The following is a 21,645-nucleotide window of genomic DNA, read 5'->3' on the forward strand; positions in this document are numbered from 1 at the left end:
GCACGCTATTTTCGGGAGCCTGTTTCGTGATCCGTGCCCGCCGCCTGACGCTGCTTGCGTCGCTGATGCTGTCCGGCATCGCCACCGCCCCGGCCATCGCCGAACTGCCCCGCCTCTTGCCGGTGCCCGCGCAGATGCGCGAGGGGGAGGGCAGTTTCCAGATTACATCCACCACCCCGATACGGGTTCCGGCCAATGACGCCGCCGCACATAACGCGGCCGAGCGGTTCGCGGATCTGGTCGCGCGCAGCCGGGGCTTTCGTCCCCGGATCGAGACGGGCGCTGACGCCAACAATGCGATATCCTTCCGCCGGGCAAAGACCGGCGCGGCAGAATCCTACACTCTCGACGTGACCGGCAAGGGCGCCGAGATCGCTGCGGGCGACGATGCTGGCCTGCTTTATGGCGCGGTGACGCTGTGGCAGGCGATGACGCAGGATCAGGCCGCCGGCCCGGTGGCGGTCGCGGCGATGCACATTGCCGATACGCCGCGCTTCCAGTGGCGCGGGCTGATGCTCGACAGCGCCCGCCATTTCCAGTCGCCGGCCTATGTCCGCCAGTTGATCGACTGGATGGCGGTCAACAAGCTCAACCGGCTGCATTGGCATCTGGTGGATGATCAGGGCTGGCGTATCGAAATCCCCAAATATCCGCGCCTCACCGAAATTTCCGCCTGGCGCGTGCCCGCCGGGGCGCCCGGCGCGCCGCCGCTGCCCAAGGTCGGCGGCTTTTACACCCAGGCCGAAATCCGCGAGATCGTCGCCTATGCCGCCGCGCGCGGCGTCATGATCGTGCCGGAGATCGAGATGCCGGGTCATGCGCTGGCGGCGATCCGCGCCTATCCCGCGCTGGGCATGGGCGTGCCGATCCCGCCGGGTACGGAGTCCGACTGGGGCGTCTTCCCCTGGCTCTATAATGTCGATGATGCGACCTTCGGCTTTCTGGAGGACGTGCTGACCGATGTGATGGCGCTGTTCCCGTCGCCCTATATCCATATCGGCGGCGACGAGGCGGTGAAGGACCAATGGAAATCCTCGCCGACGATGCAGGCGAAGATGAAGGCGCTGGGCATCAGCAGCGAGGACGCGATGCAGGGCTGGTTCATGCACCGCATCGACGATTTCCTGACGAAACATGGCCGCAAGCCGATCGGCTGGGACGAGATATTGGAAGGCGGTGCCTCGCCCCATGCCACCATCACCTCCTGGCGCGGGATCGAGGGGGCGGTGACCGCCGCCAAGTCGGGCCATGACGCGATATTGAGCCCGGCGCCGATCCTCTATTTCGACAATCGCCAGGGCTTCGGGCCGCTGGAACCGCCGGGGCGTGGCCATCTGTCCGACCTGCGCAGCGTTTATGATTTCAATCCCGAGCCCGAAGGGCTGAGCGCCGCAGAGCAGCAGCATATATTGGGGCTGCAGGGCAATCTCTTCACCGAGCATGTCCGCACCGAGGAGCGCGCCCAGTGGCAGCAATTCCCGCGCGGCAGCGCCGTTGCCGAAATCGGCTGGTCGCCGGTCGCGAGCCATGATTTTGCCAGCTTCATGGACCGGCTGGTGCCACAGATGGCGCGCATGGGGAGGCTTGGCCTCAAGCCCGCGATCAGCGCGCTGACGGTGACGGCGAAGACGGATTATGCGCCGGGCGACAAGGCGGCGCGGGTGACGCTGGAAAGCCAGTCGGGCTTTCCGATCCATTATACGCTGGATGGCAGTGCGGTGACGCCGCGCGCGCCGGTCTACAAGGACGGCCTCAGCCTGCCGGTCGGTACCCGGCTGCGGGCCGGCACTGCCTGGCGCGGCGGGATGATGCCGGGCGCGATCGACATCGGCCTCGACGCGTCCTTCCTGCGCCGCCGCACCGACGAGCAACTGGCGAGCTGCGCCAACAAGGTGGTGTTGTCGCTGGAGGATGATGCCCCGGCGCAGGGCGAGCGGGCGCATTTCCTGACTGATATCCTGCAGCCCTGCTGGCTCTATGTCGACGCCCCGGTCGGCGGCGCGACCAGGATCGCCATCGATGTCGGCCAGCTGCCGTTCAATTTCCAGATCGGCAAGGATCGTGACGCCATTCATTTCCGCGCCCCGGCGACGCCGGCCGGCGAAGTGGAGGTGCGGGCCGGCAGTTGCGAGGGCGAGCGCATCGCGGTGCTGCCGCTGGCGCCAGCGGTCGGCAATCCGGAAGTGACCCGCCTCATCGCGCCGATTGCGCCGCGCAACGGTAAGGCAAATTTGTGCATCACCTATACGGCGAAGGATGTTGAGCCCCTATGGGCGATCAAGCAGGTGGAACTGATCCCATGAGCGGGATGATGGCCAGCGTGACCTTGCGCGCGCCCCTGGCGGGCTGGCTGGCGCCGATCGAAAGCGTGCCCGATCCGGTCTTTGCCGAACGGATGATGGGCGAGGGTTTTGCCATCGACCCGATCGCAGGCGAAGTGCGCGCGCCGGCCGACGCGACCGTGCTGACGGTGGCGCCGACCGGCCATTCGGTTTCGCTGCGCTTGGCCAATGGTGCGGAACTGCTGATCCATGTCGGGCTGGAGACGGTGACGCTGGGCGGCAAAGGCTTTACGCCGCAGGTGAAGCCGGGCGATGCCGTGGCGGCAGGCGATCTGCTGATAGACTTCGACCTCGACGCCGTGGCGCAAGGGGCCAAGGCGCTGATCACGCCGGTGGTGCTGGCGGGCGAGGGCTATGCCCTGTCGCTGGAGCCGCTCGACCGGCTGGTCGGCTGGCAGGATGGCGTCGCGCGGATCACGGCGCTGGCGCCGGTGACGGCCAAAGGTGACAGCGAAGGTGACAGCCATCAACGGGTCGTGCGCGTCGACGCCCCCCATGGCATTCATGCCCGCCCGGCCGCGCGGATCGCGGCGCTGCTGCGCACCTTCGTCGCGCCGGTGGCGATCGTGCGGGACGGCAAGAGCGTCAATGCACGCAGCACGGTAGCGCTGCTTGGCCTGGGCGTGCGTAGCGGCGATGAGATCATCATCCGGGGCGAGGGCAGCGATGCCCGCGTGGCGGTCGAGGCGCTGGTGGCGCTGATCGCAGCGGGGTTGGGCGAGGAGGCGAAGGCCGATTATCCCGCGCCGGCACCGGTCGTGCCGCAGCATGGGCCGGTGACGGCCGCGCCGGGTCTGGCGATCGGCCAGGTGGTGCAGCTGCGCGTCGCCGATGTCGACGTGCCGCGCGACGGGCAGGGCGGGACGACCGAACATGCCGCGCTCGCGCGGGCTATGGCGGCGGTCGATGCAGAATTGTCGGCGGGCCATGGTCTGGCCGCCGAGATCGCGGCGGCGCATCGCGCGCTGCTCGCCGACCCGGAACTGGCCGAGGCGGCCGGGCATCAGATCGATGCCGGGCGCAGCGCAGCCTTTGCCTGGCGCCATGCGACCGCGCATGCGGCCGAGGCGATCCGCGCGACCGGCGACCCGCTGCTGATGGAACGTGTCGCGGACCTGATCGATATCGAGCGGCAGTTGATCGCCGCCCTGCTCGGTAGCGAGCCCAGCGCGGTGCCGGCGCTGCCCCCGCAAAGCATATTGATCGCCGAGGATCTGCTCCCCTCGCAGTTCCTGGCGCTCGATAGGGACCGTCTGGCCGGAATCTGCACGGCGGCCGGCGGTCCCACTTCCCATGTCGCGATCCTCGCGGCGTCGGCCGGCATCCCGATGCTGGTCGCCGCCGGGCGGGATGTGCTGGCCATCGCCGAGGGGCGGACGGTCATTCTTGACGCGGACGGGGCGCGGATCGATGCCGATCCGGGCGTGAACACATTGTCGGAGGTCAGCGAGCGGATCGCCGCCGCACGCGAGCAGCGCAGCCGCGACCGGGCGCAGGCCCATGCCGATTGCCGCATGGCCGACGGCACCCGGATCGAGATTTTCGCCAATCTGGGATCACAGGCCGATGCCGCCGCCGCCGTGGCGGCCGGGGCAGAGGGCTGCGGATTGCTGCGCACCGAATTCCTGTTCCTGGAGCGGGCGGAGGCGCCGGACGAGGCCGAGCAAAGAGAAATCTATTCCGGTATCGCAACGACATTGGGCGACCGGCCGCTGATCGTCCGCACGCTCGACATTGGCGGCGACAAGCCGGTGCCCTATCTGCCGATGGCGGCCGAGGAAAATCCGGCGCTGGGCCTGCGCGGCGTGCGCCTTAGCCTCGCCCGGCCGGACCTGATGCAGGTGCAGTTGCGCGCGATCCTGCGCGCCGTGCCGGCGGACCAGTGCCGCATCATGCTGCCGATGATCGCCGACCTGTCCGACTATCGCGCGGTCAGGGCGATGCTGGACGCGGAAAAGGCGGCGCTGGGCATCGACGTGCCGGTGCCGCTGGGCGTGATGATCGAGACGCCGGCTGCGGCGATGCTGGCCGACATGCTGGCGGCGGAAGCCGATTTCCTGTCGATCGGCACCAATGACCTGACCCAATATACGCTGGCCGTCGATCGCGGCAATGCCGCGGTGTCGCACCGGATCGATGCGCTGCATCCCGCCGTGCTGCGCCTGATCCGCGAAGTCGGCCGCGGCGCGCAGCGCCATGGCCGCTGGGCCGGCGTCTGTGGCGGCCTTGCCTCCGACCCGCTGGCCGCGCCGATCCTGATCGGCCTTGGCATCACCGAATTGTCCGCCACGCCCGCCGCCATTGCCCGGCTGAAGGCGGTGGTGCGCACGCTCGACATGGCCCGTTGCATCGACCTGGCAGAGCGCGCCTGCGCCGCCGAAAGTGCCGCCGCCGTCCGCGCAATGGCTCAAGGAGTCCTGGCATGAGCTTCCGTCCCGCCACCCTGCTGGCCCGGCTGCAACCCCTTGGTCGTGCGCTGATGCTGCCGATCGCGGTGTTGCCTATCGCCGCGCTGCTGCTGCGCCTTGGCCAGCCCGACATGCTCGCCATTCCCTTCATCGCGGCGGCGGGCGACGCGATCTTTTCCAATCTTGGCCTGCTCTTCGCCGCTGGTGTCGCCGTTGGCCTGGCCCGCGAAAATCATGGCGCGGCGAGCCTCGCCGGGGTGATCGCCTATCTGGTGACGACCGAGGGTGCGAAGGTGCTGCTCGTCCTGCCGCCCGACGTGGCGGAGGCGGCGCAGGCGGCCTGGCGCGCCAAGGAAATCGCCAAGGTCTCCGTGCCCGCCGGCATCCTGTCGGGCATCATCGCCGGGCTGCTCTACAACCGCTTTTCCGACATCAAGCTGCCCGATTATCTGGCCTTCTTCGCGGGGCGGCGCTTCGTGCCGATCGTTGCGGGGCTGGCCGGCCTGTTCGGTGCGCTGATGTTCGGCCTTGGTTTCCCCTGGATCGAGGCGGGGATCGATCGCCTCAGCCAGTGGGTGGTGGCGGCCGGGCCGCTCGGCCTGTTCGTCTATGGCCTGCTCAACCGGCTGCTGCTGATTACCGGGCTGCACCACATCATCAACAATGTCGCCTGGTTCCTGCTCGGTGACTTCCATGGCGCGACCGGTGATATCAAGCGCTTCTTCGCGGGCGATCCGACCGCCGGCGGCTTCATGTCTGGCTTCTTCCCGGTGATGATGTTCGGCCTGCCCGCCGCCTGCCTTGCCATGTATCGCACCGCCTTGCCCGATCGGCGCAAGCGGGTCGGCGGCCTGCTGCTCAGCCTCGCGCTCACCTCGTTCCTCACCGGCGTGACGGAGCCGATCGAGTTCAGCTTCATCTTCCTGGCGCCGATCCTCTATGTCGTCCATGCGGTGCTGACCGGCCTGTCGATGGTGGTCATGGACGCGCTGGGCGTGAAGCTGGGCTTCGGCTTTTCCGCCGGCCTGTTCGACTATCTGATGAACTATGGCCTTGCGACCAAGCCGCTGATGCTGATCCCGGTCGGGCTTGTCTATTTCGCCGTCTATTATGTCACTTTCAGCTGGTGCATCCGCCGCTTCGACCTGAAGACGCCGGGGCGTGAGGATGAACCCGCCGCTGCGGCCGAGATGCCCAGCGTGGCCGGTGCGTGCGGGCCGGCGATGGTCGCGGCGCTGGGCGGGAAGGCCAATGTCCGATCGGTCGATGCCTGCACCACCCGGCTGCGGCTGGTGCTGGGCGACAGCACGATCGCGGACGAGGCGCGGCTGCGGGCATTGGGCGCACGCGGCATCGTCCGCCTGCGCGACGGCGGCTTCCAGGTGGTGCTGGGGCCGATCGCCGATCAGGTCGCAGCGGAGATCCGTAACGCATTGGCCGGGCATGATCCGGTACCGATGGCGGCGACGTCCGATCTGATCGCGCTGCTCAAGGGCGCGGGTGTGCGCGCCGTCGAGCAGCGCGGCACGCGTCTGCTGGTGCGCGTCGATAGGCCCGCTGCCGTGGATGCGGCCGCGTTGCAGGGCGCCGGGGTCAAGGCCTGGGTGCTTCCGGCATCGGCCGATGGCTGGCTGCACCTGATCCTGGGCGATCGGGCGGAGCCGCTGGCGGATGCGTTGCGGGCCGCCTAGCCAAGTGCAATCCGGCGCGTGATGCCGATCGCGTCGAGAAAACGCTCGTCATGGCTGACGACCAGCAGGGCGCCGTCATAGCCGCGCAGGCCCGCCTCCACCGCCTCGATCGCTTCGAGATCGAGATGGTTGGTCGGCTCGTCGAGGATCAGCAGCGGCGGCGGCGCGCTGCCCAGCACGCAGGCCAGGCCCGCGCGCAGCATTTGCCCGCCGCTGAGGCTCCCGACGCGCTGCAGCGCGGCATCGCCCCGGAAGCGGAAATGGGCGAGCAGGGCGCGGCGGCCATTTTCGTCCAGTTCGGGATGTAGGCGCGCGAGATTGTCCGCGATCGACAGCGCGGGATCGAGCAGTGCGGCGGTCTGGTCGAGCACGGCGTGACGCACTGGCCGGTCGATCCGCCCGGCGAGCGGCAGTAATGTGCCGGCCATGGTCGCAAGCAGGCTGGTCTTGCCCGATCCATTGGGCCCGGTGATGGCGATCCGTTCCGGCCCTTCGACCAGCAGCTCGACATGTTCCAGCAAGGGCGTCGCGGGATCATGGCCGACGCTGACATCGGTGAGGCGCAGGACGATCCGATCCGGCGCAAGGCCGGTCGAGGGCAGGGTGATGCGGATCGGCTCCAATATCTCGACCCGGCTGCGTGCAGCCTGCGCCTGATCCTCCGCCTCGGCGCGGAGGCGCTCAGCGACATGGCGGCCGGCGGCGGACGATACTTCCGCCTGGTTCTTGCGTGCGCCGATCAGGATGCGGGGCATGTCGCCGCGCGCGCCCTTGCGGGCGCCGACGGCGTCGCGGCGCTGCTGGCGCTCGGTCGCGATCTGGGCCTTGCGCGCGGCCTGCTTCACCTGTCGTTCCGCGATGTCGAGATCATGGGCGGCGGCGGTGAGTTCGACCGCCTTGCGCTCGCGATAATGGGACCAGTTGCCGCCATAGCGCTGAGCGCCGAGGCCGGTGAGTTCGACGATCGCGTCGACCCGCTCCAGCAGTTCGCGATCATGGCTGACGAGGATCAGCCCGGCACGCCAGCCATCGACCAGTTCGGCGACCGCCGCGCGCCCGGCCCGGTCGAGATTGTTGGTCGGTTCGTCGAGCAACAGGAAGTCGGGGGCTTCCAAGATCGCGCCGGCGAGTGCGGCGCGGGTGCGCTGGCCGCCCGACAGGGTGCAGAGCCGGGTATCCGGCCCGACATCGAGCCCGACCCGCTTCAGCGCGGCGTCGATCCGGCTTTCCAGCGTCCAGTCGGCATCGGCCAGCTGTTCGGCGGATGCGTCGCCGCTTTCCGCCAGGCGCAGCAGGGCGATGGCATCGGCGACGCCCCACAGGTCGGCGATCCGTTCATCCGCGCCGAACTGCACGGCCTGGCGCAGGCTGGCGAGCCGGCCCTGCACGGTGATGCTGCCGCTGCTGGGGGTGAGATCGCCGGCGATCAGGCGCAATAGGGTCGTCTTGCCGACGCCGTTGCGGCCGACAAGGGCGGTGCGTTCGCTTTGGAAACGAAGGTCTAGGCCGGAAAGGACGGACTGGCCGTCAGGCGTGGTCCAGCCGAGATTGGAACAGGATATGGCGGGCATGAGCATGAATTTCCCTGGCAGCGTTGCAGATCGGCATTGCGGTCAGGTTGAAATCCACGGCACGGTCTCTTTTCTTGTGAATTGAGGCGGCAATCTAGCTGCGATCGCCGCCCTGTTCAAGCGCCGGGCCGCACAGGGCAAACATCGGCATCGCGATAAACGACGAAAAACCGCGCTTTTCTGCGGCCTGGCGGGATGTTCCCGCTCGTCTGTGCGCATGCTGTTGCCGGTCCTGGACTTGTGCCGGCGGGCGCTGCTCCGCCATGGCAGGGCAGAACAAAGATTTCCTCGGAGGGGAACCATGAGCATAGCCGTCTTCGACTGTTCGGACATCGACCAATATCTCGGCAAGCCGATGCAGCCTGCGCGGATGCGCGAGCCGATCCACAATAATGATATCCGCCGCTGGGCGCAGGCGATGCATTATCCCAATCTGCTCCATTATGATGCCGATTATGCCGCCGAAGGGCGCTGGGGGCGGCTGGTCGCGCCGCAGAGCTTTGCCGTGACGATGGATGATGGCCATGGCGCCGGACCGGCCTGCGTCGGTTCCATCCCCAATTCGCACCTGCTGTTCGGCGGCGACGAATGGTGGTTCTATGGTCCGCGCATCCAGGGCGGCGACCTGGTCCATAATGAGCGCATTCCGTTCGACTATACGGTCAAGGATACCAAGTTCGCCGGGCCGACCTGTTTCCAGCGCGGCGACAATAATTATTACAACCAGAATGGCGAGCTGATCGCCAAGCAGCGCTCGACCTCGATCCGCTATCTGGCCGAGGCGGGGCGCGAGAAGACGACCGATGTGGTCGAGGGCACCGAAGATCCGGTGTGGAGCGACGAGGAACTGGCGCAGATCCAGGATCGCAAGTTCGACTGGGTGCAGATGCTGCACGAACTGGGCCATGGCAAACGTTATTGGGACGATATCCAGATCGGCACGGCTCTGCCCGAGCGCGTCATCGGCCCGCACAGCATCGCCAGCTTCACCACCGAATGGCGCGCCTATCTCTTCACCATCTGGGGCGGCACGCACCGGCGCACCGACCTCGACATGGAGGCGCTGGGATTCGTCAAGGAAATGGCGGGGCATGAAAATGACCCGGTGATGGAGCGGATCAATCCGGAACTGACCGATGGCGCCTATTTCGGCCCATCGCGCGGCCATCTCTTCCCCCGCTGGGCCCGCTTCATCGGCATGCCGCGGGCCTATGGCTATGGCGCGTCGATGGGCGCCTGGATCGTCGATTATCTGGCCGGCTGGGCCGGCGAATGGGGCATGGTGACCCATTCGGTCGCCTCCTATCGCGGGCCGGCCTTCACCGGCGACATCACGATCATGACCGGCACGGTGGTCGACAAGTTCGTCGACGATAACGGACGCGACGTGGTGCAGATTGACTGCCGCATGGTCAATCAGCTGGGCACGACCCTGGCGACCGCCAAGGCGGAAGTTGCGTTGCCGCGCAAATAATCGCGGCAATGGCCGCGGCGCGTTTTTGCGGCTCGCGGCGCCAAGATGTTGAAGCAAAAAGGGGATTTTCCTGCGTGCGACGAACGGTGCGTCGCACGCAGCGCCCGCAATGGCGCAACTTCTTCGAATTTCTAAAGATTTTGTTAACCATTTTACTCTAGGTTTTCCTTGGATATCAGGGAGAACAGGGCCATGCGCTCCGACGCAGAAAGCCTTCTGGCCCGGCTGGGGCGCCGGGATTTTCGCTATCGCGAGTTCGCGGACAGTTTCGCGGACATGGAATTGTGGCCGATCTTCGAGGCCCTGCTGACCGACCCGCGCGTGGTTGGACGCCCCCTGTCCAAACTGGAAGCGCGCGAGGCGGAAGCCGTGCTGGCGATCCGCCGCGCGGAGCCGGAACAGCCTGCGCCCGCACCCCGCGCCAATGTGACCAGCATGTTCGACGCCTATCAGGACGCGCCGCCATCCGCTGCGCCGCGCGGCAATCTGCGCGATTTCCTGGGCCATCTGTCGAACGACCCCGACAAGCGAGATTATTGATGCCGCTGATCCTCTGTCATTCGCCCAAGGGCGGCGTCGGCACCAGCTTCATCGCGGCGCAACTGGCGATCCATCTGGCGCAGCGCGGGCATGACGTCAGCGCGCTCGACTTCACCTATCAGGATTCTCTCAAGCTCTATTTCGGCCTGACCCCGGCCCAGGGCCTGCCGGAACTGAACGACGGCAGCGCGGACCAGATCGCGGTGTCGGGCGTCGCGCTCTTTTCCGCTTATGGCCTGCGCCGTGACGCGACCTTCCAGGATCTGCTGGGCAAGCCGGATCATTCGCCGTTCGCCGGCAAGAAGATCTTCATTGCCGATGTGGCGGCGGGTGACCGCGAGACCAAGGACATGTTGCTGCCGCATGCCGCCCTGCATGTCTGCCCGCTGCATCCGCGCCCCGGATCGCTGGCGGCCCTGCCCAAGGTCGAGCCGGGCACGGCGACGATCGATCTTGCCAAGACCGGGTTCGTGCTCAACCATCTGGACGATACGCATCGCCTGTCGCGCCACACTCATATCTTCCTGCGCGAACTGTTCGGCAGCAAGCTGCTCGGCACGATCCGCCGTGACGAGGCGGTGAACGAGGCAAGCGCGATGTTCGAGCCGCTGGCCCGCTTCGCGCCGGCCAGCGTGGCGCTCAACGATCTGCGCAGGCTGGTCACGACCGTGGAACAGGCGGCTGGCCTGGTTGAGGCGGCCGAGGAGGCTACTTCGTGAAGGCCCGGCAGGCGATCCTGAGCAACGGGTTGCTGGTGCTGGCCGGGCTGTTCGCCCTGCTGGCGATCACCGTGCCGCTCGATCTGGAAGCGCAGTGGATCTTTGCCGGCATCACCATCGTGGGCGCGACCATATTAGGCCGGTTGCGCAGCCGCCGCGCACTGCTGGTGCTGGCGATCCTGTCGATGATCGTATCGACCCGCTACATGTTCTGGCGCACCACCGAGACGCTCGAATTCGGCACATTGGCAGAATTTCTGCTGGGGTCGGGCCTGTATCTCGCGGAAGTCTATGCCTGGCTGATCCTGGTGCTGGGCTTCCTGCAGACTGGCTGGCCGCTCGATCGTGAAGTCGTCGAGATCGAGGGCGAGCCCGATCAATGGCCCAGCGTCGACGTCTATGTCCCGACCTATAATGAAAGCCTGGAGATCGTACGCAACACCGTGTTCGCGGCGATGGACATGGACTATCCGGCCGATCGCTTCCGCGTCTTCATCCTGGATGACGGCCGTCGCCCCGAGTTTCAGGCGTTCGCGCGCCAGGCCGGCTGCGGCTATCTGACCCGCGGCGACAATCTTCATGCCAAGGCCGGCAACCTCAATGCCGCGATGAAGAAGACCAATGGCGAACTGATCGCCATCTTCGACTGCGACCATGTGCCGACCCGCGCCTTCCTGCAGATGACCGTCGGCTGGTTCCAGCAGGATCCCAAGCTGGCGCTGATGCAGACGCCGCACCATTTCTATTCGCCCGATCCCGCCCAGCGCAATCTGGGCACGGTGCGCGACCTGCCGGGCGAGGGCGACCTGTTCTACGGTGCCGTCCAGTCCGGCAACGACCTGTGGAACGCGACCTTCTTCTGCGGTTCCTGCGCCGTCATCCGCCGTGATGCGTTGGCCCAGACCAACGGCTTTGCCGGCGAGACGGTGACCGAGGACGCGCATACCGCGTTGAAGTTGCAGCGCATGGGCTGGAATACCGCCTATATCGGCGCGCGCCTGTCCGCTGGCCTCGCGACCGAGCGGCTGGTGCTGCATATCGGCCAGCGCATCCGCTGGGCGCGCGGCATGACGCAGATCTTGCGGATCGACAATCCGCTGTTCGGGCGCGGCCTCAATTGGCAGCAGCGGCTTTGCTACCTGAATGCGATGCTGCATTTCCAGTTTCCGCTGCCGCGCATCGTCTTCCTGACGAGCCCGCTTGCCTATCTGATCTTTGGCCAGAACATCATCCATGCCTCGGCCTCGCTGATCTTCGCCTATGCGCTGCCGCATCTGGTCTGCTCGATGACATCGTCGGCCAATACGCAGGGCGGGGATCGCCGGCCTTTCTGGGGCGAAATCTACGAGACGATCCTGGCCTTTCACCTGGCGCGCCCGACGGTCATGACCTTCTTCCAGCCGCGCAAGGGCAAGTTCAACGTGACGGACAAGGGCAGCCTGCTCGACCGGACCTATTTCGACCTGTCGACGGTGCGCCCGCACCTGATCTGCATCGGCCTCATCATCTTCGGCATCGGGCTGGCGATCGTGAAGCGGGTCTTCTTCCCGCATCTGTTCAACATCCAGACCGATACGCTGGTGCTGAACGTCGTCTGGGCCGTGTTCAGCCTGATCATCCTGATCGCCGCCGTTTCGGTCGCGCGCGAGACGCGGCAGGCGCGCGAATATATCCGCATCGTCACCGAATTGCCGGTTACCCTCTACATGGCCGATGGCTATGTGATCGACGCGACGACGATCGACATTTCGATGGGCGGTGCCGCGATCGCCGTGCCGCCCGACTTCCCGCTGCGCGACCGGCGTGTCGCCCATATGTCGCTGCCGATGGGTGACGAGAAGCTGACGATCCCGGTCGAAATGGTCCGGTTCGATCGGGGCGAGGTCAATCTGCGCTTTCAGGAACTGGACATGATCTCTTCGCGCCACCTTGTCCGCGCGGTGATGGGCCGTGCCGATGCCTGGCAGCCCGCTGCCCCCCGCAAGCCGGTTTCGGCCCTGCACTCTCTCTGGGATATCATCGTGGTCGACTATATGACCCTCAAGCGCCTGTTCCGCCTCAACCGCACGGAGCGCCGCAAGCATAAGAAGGCCGTTCGCCTGGCCGCCGCGGCGAAAGCCGCCAAGCAGGCCGCGGCCGCATTGCTGGGCCTGGCCGCGATCGGGACGCTGGTGCTCGCAGGCAGCGGTCACGCCTTCGCACAGGCGGCACAGGCGCCTGCGGCCACGCTGGCACCCGCCACCGCAGCGGGCGTGCAGAAGCAGCGGCTCAGCTTCCGTGACCTGCAGGTCAAGATGCCGATCCGCCTGGCCGGCACGCGCGGCGAAATCGGCATTCCCTTCGGCATGCGCCGCAACGAGGTGGTGACCGACAGCAGCCTGACGCTGAATTTCGCCTGGTCGCCGGCGATGCTCGGCGACCTCAGCCAGCTGGTCGTGCTGCTGAACGGCGAAGTGGTGCGCACCATTCGCCTGAACCCCGGCGAGTCCGGTGGTCAGAACCTGACCATTCCGGTCAATCCGGCGCTGTTCCTGCCTGGCGACAACCAGCTGAACCTGCGCCTGGTCGGCCATTATGCGCGCGATTGCGAGGATCCGTTCCACAGTTCGCTCTGGGCCAATATCAGCAATGTCCGCTCCTGGTTCGACCTCAGCGTCCAGACGCTGCCGATGGCGCCGGATCTGGGCCGTCTGCCCGGTCCCTTCTTCGACCGGCACGACAATCTGCCGTTGCGCCTGCCCTTCGTCTTCGCCGGCACGCCGCGCGCTGGCGAAATGGAGGCGGCCGCCAGCCTGGCCTCCTGGCTGGGCGCCCAGGCCAGCTATCGCGGCTTTTCGTTCAAGCCGGTCTACAACCAGATCCCGACCGGAAACGCGATCCTGTTCGCGACGCCGGACCGGCCGATCGCCGGCCTCAACCTGTCGATCACCGGGCCGAGCGCCACGGTCATCCGCAATCCGCGCGACACGTTCGGCGAATTGCTGGTGGTGATGGGCCGCAATGCCAGCGAGTTGAAGCTGGCCGCTGCGGCGATCGCCAGCGGCCGCGGTGTGCTGAGCGGCGCGCGGATGAACTTCGATGGCGTCCGCATCCCGACCTATGCGCGCTATGCCGCGCCGCGCTGGCTGCGCACCGACCGCCCGGTCCAGCTGGGCGAGATCATGGATGCCAATGCGCTGCAGGGCATGGGCCTGCCGCCCGGACCGCTGTCGGCGCGCTTCCGGGTCGCCCCCGACCTCTTCTTCTGGCCGCGCCAGGGCGGTCGCCTGGACCTGCGCTACCGCTATCCGGCGGCCAAATGGCTCGATCGTCGTGCCTCGCGCCTCGATGTCTCGATCAACAACCAGTATCTGCGCACGCTGCCGCTCGCCGGGGCGGGCTGGTGGGACAGCCTGTTCGGGGCGCAGGGCGCATCGTCCAACGATTCCAGCGCCTCGATCGTGCTGCCGCGCTACAATCTGTTCGGCCAGAATGAGCTGATCTTCGACTATAATCTGATCATTGCCGACAAGAAAAAGTGCGAAGGGACGCTGCCTGAGAATGTCCGGGTCAGCGTGCGTCCGAGCAGCAGCATCGACCTCAGCCGCGCCTATCACGCGCTGCATATGCCCGATCTCGCCACCTTTGCGGGCGCCGGCTATCCCTTCACCATTCGTCCCGACCTGTCGGAGACCACGGTGCTGATGGGTGGTCAGCCTTCGGCCGGGGCGGTCGAGGCCTTCCTGGTGCTGATGGGCCGTATGGGCGATTCCACCGGCGCGCCGGTCACGGGCGTCGTGGTCGCCAACGCTGTCGATGGCGAGCGGCTGCAGGGGCGTGACATCATCGTTATCGGTGGCAGCAGTGTCGCGGGTTCCGACCAGCTCTTCGCTGGCGCACCGGTCCGTTATGAAAATGGCCGGCTGCAGGTGACGGAGATGAGCCCGATCCAGCGCATCTTCGCCTTCTTCTCGCCGTTCGATCGATCGGGTGATGGCGAAGCAGACGCGTTCGTGACCTCGTCCAGCGGTTTTGCCGGCATTGTCGGCTTCGAATCCCCGTTCGAGGGCGGTCGCAGCGTCGTGGCCCTGCTGGCGGACGATCCGCGCGCCTTGCCCGATCTGGTCGGCGGCATGGCCGATGCCAAGATCAACGCCCAAATCCAGGGCGACCTGGCCGTTACCAGTGGCGACGGAATGAGCAGCTTTGCTGTGGGGCCAGGCTATTGGGTCGGCTATCTGCCCTTCTGGATGAAGGCCGCCTTCTGGCTGAGCCAGCGCCCTCTGCTGATGGCCGCCTGTGGCCTGCTCGCGGCGCTCATCCTCGCCGGACCGCTCTATCTCTACCTCAGCCGGCAGCAGCGCCGCCGCCTGAGCAAGGAGGATGAGGCATGAGTAGCACCCTCCGTCTGCGTGTCACCTGCGCCGCCCTGGGGCTGGCCTGCATGGCGCCGCTGCCCACGCTGGCCGATGTGCCGGGCGTCGCGCCGTTGATCCAGCAGGGCCGCTACTGGCAGTCCAAGGGGCGACAGGATCTCGCCAACCAGGCCTATCGCCGGGCGCTGGCGCTCGATCCCAATAATGCCGAAGCGCGAAAGGGGCTGGCTGGCCCGCCGCCCAAGGCACAGCCGGCACCGAAACCCACGCCCGCGCCCGCGCCGGCACGGCGCGCCGAAGCGACGCCACGCCCGACGCCCACGCCGGCTGCGGCCCCCTCGGCGGCAAATCGGACGCAAGCAGCGCGCCCGAGCGGCAATGCTGGCGGTGGCGCGTCGCGCGCGAGTGGTTTCAAGGCGCTCGACGCCAATGATCTGGATGGCGCCGAGCGTGCGTTCGAGCGCGCCGTGGCGGCCAATCGCAACGATGCCGACGCGTTGGGCGGTCTTGGCCTGGTGCGCTTGCGCCAGGGGCGCTTTGGCGAAGCGCGTGACCTGCTCGATCAGGCGTCGCAGCGCGGTTCGGCCGGGCAATGGGCGCAGGCGCTGGCCTCCGCCCGCTTCTTTGGCGGGCTTGCCGATGCGCGCGCGGCGCTGGCGCAGGGCCGGCTTGGCGAAGCGCAGGCCGATGCCGAGGCGCTGGTCCGTTCCGGCTATCCGCAGCGTGGCCCGGCGCTCGAATTGCTGGCCGATATCTATGAGCGGCAGGGGCGCTATGCCGATGCGGCAGATCTCTACCGGCAGGCAAATGAAGGGACGAAACAGTCCGATGGTCGGCTGGCGAGCCGGGCGGCGCGCGATCGCGCCCGTGCCGCGGCCGCGCGCGGCGATGATGTCACCACCGAACAGGAATTTCATTCCGGCCTGTTGCTGGACCAGCAGGATCCGTGGATCCGTTACGAGTTTGCCCGCTATCTGATCCAGCGCCAGCGCCTGCCCGAGGCAGAATCGCTGATCAACTCGCTGGGATCGTCGAGCGACCCGGACTGGCTCTATGCGGCCGCGCTGCTCAACGCCGATCGCGGCCGGGCGTCGGCCGCCGATACGCTGATGGCGCGCATTCCCGAAATGCAGCGCACGGAACAGATGCGCAATTTCGCCGTCGGCCTCAAGGTGGACGGTGCGATCGAGCGGGCCAAGGCCATGGCCGCGCAGGGCCGGCAGGCCGATGCGCTGATGGCGCTGCGCCAACTGGCTGCGACCCCCGGCATCGACCCGACCAAGCAGGCGGCGGTGGCCGACGCGATGTTCGAACTGGGTGACCGGGAAGGGGCGGCGCAACTGGCGCAGCAGGCGCTGACCGCCGGCACCATCACCGACCCGGCCGGCTATGAACCGATCGTGCGCGTGCTGGCCAAGACCGGACGCGATGCCTTTGCCACCAGCGCCGTGCAGCGCGCCGCGCAACTGGCGGGCAATACGCCCGACGGCCAGCGTGTCGTGGCGCGGATGAACGGCATCATGGCGGCGTCGCAGGCGGATCGGCTGCGACTGGCCGGGCAGAACGCCCAGGCCTTCGACCTGCTGCAGGGCGCGTGGAACGCTGCGCCGGGCAATCAGGAAGTGCTGGCCGCGCTGGCACGGCTCTATCAGTCCGGCGGCATGCCGGCCCAGGCGGCCCAGACCTACCAACTGGTCCTGGCCCAGTCGCCCAATGACAAGGGCGCGTTGATGGGCCTGATCGAGACGGCGGGCGCAGCGGGCGACAAGGATCTGGCGCGCGCCACGATCGAGCGCGCCTTGCAGCAGTCGCCCAATGATTATCAGATCTACATGGCGGCGGCGCGGATGGAGCAAGCGCGGGGCGACGAGGGCGCCGCGCTGCGCTACCTGAAGCGCGCGAAGGAAGTCTATGCCGCGCAGAGCGGCGCAGGCAATGTCACCGCCAGCAATCCCTTCGCCGCGACGATGCAGGGCAACAACCCGTTCCGCAACCAGTCGGCTGCGGTTGCTCCTGCGGCGGTCAATCCGTTCGCGCTGGGATCGGGCGCCCGGCTGGCCGGACAGGCGCCGTCACCGGCAGGCATGGCGTTCGCGCCGATGCCGCAGGCTGGCGAAGCCGGCGGCTTCCCGCCTGCGGTCGTGGCCCAGTCCGCGCCGATGCCGGGTGGCTATCCGGCCGTTGGTGTACCGGCGTCTGCGCCCGGCGGATCGATGATGACAAGCGGCGATCCGGTGATGGACCGCATCCAGACCGAGATCCGCACCCTGACCCGTGACAGCGGCCCACGCGCCGAACTGCGCACCGGCTATCGCGAGCGATCGGGCGAAGCGGGGCTGAGCGAACTCAAGGAACTGACCGGATCGGCCGAAGTCTCCACCAGCGTTGGTAACGGCCGGATCAAGGCCAGGGCGGAAGCCGTGGTGCTGGATGCCGGTCGTCCCAGCCGGTCGGGCCTTGCCCGCTTCGGTCGCAATGCGACGCCCGAAGCGCAGGGGATCGTCGATCAGGAGGAATCCGCACTGGTGGACGCCGATACCCAGCATGCGTCCGGCGTGGCGCTGTCGGCCGCTTATGAGACGCCGCTGCTGAAGCTGGAGGCTGGCGTCACGCCGCTCGGTTTCGAGGATAGCGACGTGACCTGGCATGCGGCGATCAGCCCGCGTTTCTCGCCCTATGCGACGGCGCGTGCCTGGTTCGAGCGCAAGCCGGTGACCGACAGCGTCCTGTCCTATGCTGGCACACGCGATCCCGTGACCGGGGCGATGTGGGGCCAGGTAATGCGGACCGGCGGCGGCGCATCCTTCTCCTATGATCAGGATGGGGCGGGGGTCTATGGCGACCTGTCCTATTATAAATATGCCGGGCATGACGTCCGCAAGAACCATGGTTTCCAGGCCAATGTCGGTGGCTATCTGCCCTTCTATCGCGGCGATCGGTCGTCGATCACCGGCGGCGTCAATGTGAACTATCAGGATTTCGACAATAATCAGAACTACTTCACCTATGGCTTTGGCGGCTATTTCAGCCCGCAGAGCTTCTTCAGCATCAGCCTGCCGGTGCGGTATGCCTATGCGTCGGACCTGCTGGAGGTGAAGGCCGGCGTGGCGCCTGGCTATCAGAGCTACAGCCAGGATCAGGTCAACGTCTATCCGACCGATCCGGCGGCACAGGCGGTGCTCGATGGCCTCAAGGCCCAGAACAGCGATGTGCGTTCCTATTATGACAGCCTGAGCAAGACCGGCTTTGCCCTTTCGGCGGACGGCTCGATCTATTATCGTGTCAGTCCCAGCACGCGGGTCGGCGGTGAGATGAGCATCAACACCTTCGGCAGCTATGACGAGTTCAAGTCGCTGATTGGGATCAAACAGTCTCTGGGAGGCAATTGATGATCCGGGAAGCCGTGGAATATCAGCCCGCCGAAACCGATCAGTGGACGATGGACGGGCTGTCGCTGCTGACCGCGATGATCGGCAGCGAGGTGTTCGGCACCGCGACCCGTGGCCAGGCCGATGCCTTTTTCGGCGCGGTCGGTCGGCGCATCGCGTCCCTGCTTCAGGTCGCCGACATTTCGGACGGGGACGCGCTGATGGCGCGGATCAACCGGCTGTGGCGGACGTTGGGCTGGGGTGAGGCGCAATTGCGGATGACGGACGATGCAATCATGATCCAGCATGTCGGCTTGCCCGAAACGCTCCAGGGCGATGTCGATGGCCGCTGGGCGGACATGGCGCCGCCGATGCTGCGTGGCGCCTATGACGCCTGGTTCCGGGCGCTGGGCGGCGGCGCGGACCTGCATACATCCGTGCTGCAATGGCGCGACGGCATCATGGAAATACGCCATGGGCGTTGACCGGCGTGCGTTGCTGGTGGGGATGGGACTGGTTTTCACGGCAGCCTGCGCCAAGGCGCGTCAGCCGCGGGGCAGCAGCGTGACCAATGGCGACTGGGCCCGGTTCAAGGCCGCCTTTCTCGATCCGTCCGGCCGCATCATCGACAATGGCAATGGCGGTGTCAGCCATAGCGAGGGGCAGGGCTATGGCCTGGGCCTGGCATTGTGGAACGATGACCGGGAAGCGTTCGACGCCATCCTGCGCTGGACCGATAGCAATCTGGTCCGGCCTGATATGGCGCTTTACGCCTGGCGCTATGACCCGCGGCAGCCCGATCCGGTGGCGGACACCAATAATGCGACCGATGGCGACCTGTTCATCGCCTGGGCACTGGCGGAGGCGGCCAAAAACTGGGGCGAGGGGCGTTATGCCAGCCGTTCGGCCGAGATCCGCGCCGCCATCCGCCAGCATCTGGTGCTGGAACGCCATGGGCGCAAATTGCTGCTGCCCGGCCTGAAGGGCTTCGTCACGCCAGAGGCGGTGACGCTCAACCCTTCCTATTTCGTCTGGCCCGCGCTCGACGCCTTCCGTCGCCTGGATGGCGAGGCGGCCTGGGGGCGGATCATCAGCGACAGCGAAGCGCTGATGGCGGCGGCGCAATTCGGTCCGCTCAAGTTGCCGACCGATTGGGTCGATGTGACGGGCCATGACATGGTCGTGCCGGCCGTGGGCAAGCCCGCCCGTTTCGGCTTCGACGCGATCCGCGTGCCGCTCTACGCCCAGGCCGGGCGCCGGGCGGCGCTGCTGAAGCCGATCCGGGATTATTGGCAGGGCTATGTGACCCGGCAACAGCCGATCCCGGCCTGGGTCGATGTCCAGTCCGGGGAGGTCGCTCCCTATGCCCTGTCGGCGGGTGGCATGGCGATTGCCGGCAAGATCATGGGCCTGCCGCAACCGGCAGGCCTGTCGACCGACTATTATGCGGCCTCGCTGCAGATGCTGGCCGGCAAGCTCGCCTGATCGGGGCTGAGCCGGTGGCTCAGCCCAATATCCCCGGCAGGTCGAGCCCCTTGTCACGGGCACAGTCGCGCGCGATCTCGTAGCCCGCATCGGCATGGCGCATCACGCCGGTGGCGGGATCGTTCCACAGCACCCGCTCCAGCCGCGCGGCCGCTTCCGCCGTGCCGTCGGCAACGATCACCATGCCGCTATGCTGGCTATAGCCCATGCCGACGCCGCCACCATGGTGCAGCGACACCCAGGTCGCACCGGATGCGGTGTTGAGCAGGGCATTGAGCAGCGGCCAGTCGCTGACCGCGTCCGACCCATCCATCATCGCCTCGGTCTCGCGATTGGGGGAAGCGACCGAGCCGCTGTCGAGATGATCGCGGCCGATGACGACCGGGGCCTTCAGTTCGCCCTTTGCCACCATCTCGTTGAAGGCGAGGCCAAGGCGATGGCGATCGCCAAGGCCCACCCAGCAGATGCGGGCGGGCAGGCCCTGGAAGTGGATCTTCTCCCGCGCCATGTCGAGCCAGTTATGGAGATGGGCATTGTCGGGCAGCAGTTCCTTCACCTTGGCGTCGGTCTTGTAGATATCCTCCGGATCGCCCGACAGCGCCGCCCAGCGGAACGGGCCGATGCCGCGGCAGAAGAGCGGGCGGATATAAGCGGGCACGAAGCCGGGGAAGTCGAAGGCATTGTCGACGCCCTCGTCCTTGGCCATCTGGCGGATATTATTGCCGTAATCTGTGGTGGGGACGCCGGCGGCCTGGAAATCCAGCATGGCGCGGACATGAACCGCCATGCTGGCCTTGGCGGCCTTCGCCACCGCTTCGGGCTCGCGCTCGCGCCGCTCGATCCATTCGGCGACGGTCCAGCCGGCGGGCAGATAGCCATTCACCGGATCATGGGCGCTGGTCTGGTCGGTCAGCAGGTCGGGGCGGATGCCCCGCGCGAACATGTCGGGCAGGATTTCGGCCGCGTTGCCAAGCAGGCCGACCGAGACGGGCCTCTTGTCGGCGCAGCTTTTCTCGATGATCGCCATGGCTTCCTCGATCGTCGTAGCGGCGACATCCAGATAGCCGGTGCGCAGGCGCATCTCGATGCGGCTGGGCTGGCATTCGATGGCGAGGCAGGATGCGCCGGCCATGACGGCGGCGAGCGGCTGGGCGCCGCCCATGCCGCCGAGGCCCGCCGTCAGCAGCCATTTGCCGCTGAGGCTGCCGCCATGATGCTGGCGCCCCATCTCGACGAACGTCTCATAGGTGCCCTGCACGATGCCCTGGGTGCCGATATAGATCCAGCTACCCGCAGTCATCTGGCCGTACATGGCCAGGCCCCGCTTATCGAGTTCGTTGAAATGCTCCCAATTGGCCCAGTGCGGCACCAGATTGGAGTTGGCGATCAGCACGCGCGGCGCATCGCGATGGGTGCGGAACACGCCGACTGGCTTGCCCGACTGCACGAGCAGGGTCTGGTCGTCATCCAGCCGCTTCAGCGTCTCGATGATCCGGTCATAACTTTCCCAGTCGCGCGCGGCGCGGCCGATGCCGCCATAGACGACCAGTTCCTCGGGCCGCTCGGCGACATCGGGGTGGAGATTGTTCATCAGCATGCGCAGCGGCGCTTCGGTCAGCCAACTCTTGGCGCTGAGATTGGAGCCGGTGGCGGGCTTGATGATGCGGCTATTGTCGGTGCGGGTCATGGAGG

12 protein-coding genes are annotated in these 21,645 nt (G+C 66.9%); 10 read left to right on the plus strand and 2 right to left on the minus strand.

Annotated elements, in window-relative coordinates:
• Positions 1-26: 26 nt before the first annotated feature.
• The 3 genes from U0025_RS07725 to nagE are packed head-to-tail and all read left to right on the plus strand — an operon-like array spanning position 27 to position 6,441.
• Positions 27-2,303: a beta-N-acetylhexosaminidase gene (locus U0025_RS07725; protein ID WP_004212455.1), complete on the plus strand. Its 2,277-nt coding sequence runs from the start codon at positions 27-29 to the stop codon at positions 2,301-2,303.
• Positions 2,300-4,768 carry a phosphoenolpyruvate--protein phosphotransferase gene (ptsP, locus tag U0025_RS07730; protein WP_004212456.1) on the plus strand — a complete coding sequence of 823 codons (2,469 nt, stop codon included), beginning with the start codon at positions 2,300-2,302 and terminating at the stop codon, positions 4,766-4,768. Before U0025_RS07725 ends, ptsP begins: the two co-directional genes overlap by 4 nt.
• On the plus strand, positions 4,765-6,441 hold the full coding sequence (gene nagE / locus U0025_RS07735; RefSeq protein ID WP_004212458.1) for an N-acetylglucosamine-specific PTS transporter subunit IIBC: 1,677 nt from the start codon (positions 4,765-4,767) through the stop codon (positions 6,439-6,441). Before ptsP ends, nagE begins: the two co-directional genes overlap by 4 nt.
• Here the strand turns inward: nagE and U0025_RS07740 are convergent.
• On the minus strand, positions 6,438-8,018 hold the full coding sequence (locus tag U0025_RS07740) for an ABC-F family ATP-binding cassette domain-containing protein (RefSeq protein WP_004212460.1): 1,581 nt from the start codon (positions 8,016-8,018) through the stop codon (positions 6,438-6,440). The genes nagE and U0025_RS07740 overlap by 4 nt on opposite strands.
• Before the next feature lie 295 nt (positions 8,019-8,313).
• Between U0025_RS07740 and U0025_RS07745 the strand changes: the two genes are divergently transcribed.
• From U0025_RS07745 to U0025_RS07775, 7 genes are all read left to right on the plus strand, one after another.
• Positions 8,314-9,486: an FAS1-like dehydratase domain-containing protein gene (locus U0025_RS07745; RefSeq protein ID WP_004212462.1), complete on the plus strand. Its 1,173-nt coding sequence runs from the start codon at positions 8,314-8,316 to the stop codon at positions 9,484-9,486.
• Between the two features lie 192 nt (positions 9,487-9,678).
• Positions 9,679-10,026, plus strand: a complete 348-nt coding sequence (locus U0025_RS07750) for a hypothetical protein (RefSeq protein WP_004212463.1) — start codon at positions 9,679-9,681, stop codon at positions 10,024-10,026.
• Positions 10,026-10,745 (plus strand): ParA family protein, encoded by a 720-nt coding sequence (locus U0025_RS07755; protein ID WP_004212465.1) that lies wholly within the window; start codon positions 10,026-10,028, stop codon positions 10,743-10,745. Before U0025_RS07750 ends, U0025_RS07755 begins: the two co-directional genes overlap by 1 nt.
• The gene (bcsA, locus tag U0025_RS07760; protein WP_004212466.1) at positions 10,742-15,118 is read left to right on the plus strand and encodes a UDP-forming cellulose synthase catalytic subunit; all 4,377 of its coding nucleotides are present in this window, start codon (positions 10,742-10,744) and stop codon (positions 15,116-15,118) included. The genes U0025_RS07755 and bcsA overlap by 4 nt, the downstream gene beginning before the upstream one ends.
• Positions 15,115-18,489, plus strand: a complete 3,375-nt coding sequence (locus U0025_RS07765) for a cellulose biosynthesis protein BcsC (RefSeq protein ID WP_004212468.1) — start codon at positions 15,115-15,117, stop codon at positions 18,487-18,489. The genes bcsA and U0025_RS07765 overlap by 4 nt, the downstream gene beginning before the upstream one ends.
• Complete coding sequence (bcsD, locus tag U0025_RS07770; RefSeq protein ID WP_004212469.1) at positions 18,489-18,953, plus strand: cellulose biosynthesis protein BcsD; 465 nt, start codon at positions 18,489-18,491, stop codon at positions 18,951-18,953. Before U0025_RS07765 ends, bcsD begins: the two co-directional genes overlap by 1 nt.
• Positions 18,943-19,953, plus strand: a complete 1,011-nt coding sequence (locus U0025_RS07775; RefSeq protein ID WP_004212470.1) for a glycosyl hydrolase family 8 — start codon at positions 18,943-18,945, stop codon at positions 19,951-19,953. Before bcsD ends, U0025_RS07775 begins: the two co-directional genes overlap by 11 nt.
• Before the next feature lie 19 nt (positions 19,954-19,972).
• Here U0025_RS07775 and hutU read toward each other — a convergent pair whose 3' ends face one another.
• Positions 19,973-21,640, minus strand: a complete 1,668-nt coding sequence (hutU, locus tag U0025_RS07780) for a urocanate hydratase (protein WP_004212471.1) — start codon at positions 21,638-21,640, stop codon at positions 19,973-19,975.
• Positions 21,641-21,645: the final 5 nt, after the last annotated feature.

This window comes from Sphingobium yanoikuyae (genome assembly GCF_034424525.1).
Classification (GTDB): Bacteria; Pseudomonadota; Alphaproteobacteria; order Sphingomonadales; family Sphingomonadaceae; genus Sphingobium; species Sphingobium yanoikuyae.

Bases quoted from the DNA above. Each gene is read 5' to 3' on its own strand.
- ptsP (WP_004212456.1), top strand. From the start codon at position 2,300: ATGAGCGGGATGATGGCCAGCGTGACCTTGCGCGCGCCCCTGGCGGGC.
- nagE (WP_004212458.1), top strand. From the start codon at position 4,765: ATGAGCTTCCGTCCCGCCACCCTGCTGGCCCGGCTGCAACCCCTTGGT.
- U0025_RS07740 (WP_004212460.1), bottom strand. From the start codon at position 8,018: ATGCTCATGCCCGCCATATCCTGTTCCAATCTCGGCTGGACCACGCCT.
- U0025_RS07745 (WP_004212462.1), top strand. From the start codon at position 8,314: ATGAGCATAGCCGTCTTCGACTGTTCGGACATCGACCAATATCTCGGC.
- U0025_RS07750 (WP_004212463.1), top strand. From the start codon at position 9,679: ATGCGCTCCGACGCAGAAAGCCTTCTGGCCCGGCTGGGGCGCCGGGAT.
- U0025_RS07755 (WP_004212465.1), top strand. From the start codon at position 10,026: ATGCCGCTGATCCTCTGTCATTCGCCCAAGGGCGGCGTCGGCACCAGC.
- U0025_RS07765 (WP_004212468.1), top strand. From the start codon at position 15,115: ATGAGTAGCACCCTCCGTCTGCGTGTCACCTGCGCCGCCCTGGGGCTG.
- bcsD (WP_004212469.1), top strand. From the start codon at position 18,489: ATGATCCGGGAAGCCGTGGAATATCAGCCCGCCGAAACCGATCAGTGG.
- U0025_RS07775 (WP_004212470.1), top strand. From the start codon at position 18,943: ATGGGCGTTGACCGGCGTGCGTTGCTGGTGGGGATGGGACTGGTTTTC.
- hutU (WP_004212471.1), bottom strand. From the start codon at position 21,640: ATGACCCGCACCGACAATAGCCGCATCATCAAGCCCGCCACCGGCTCC.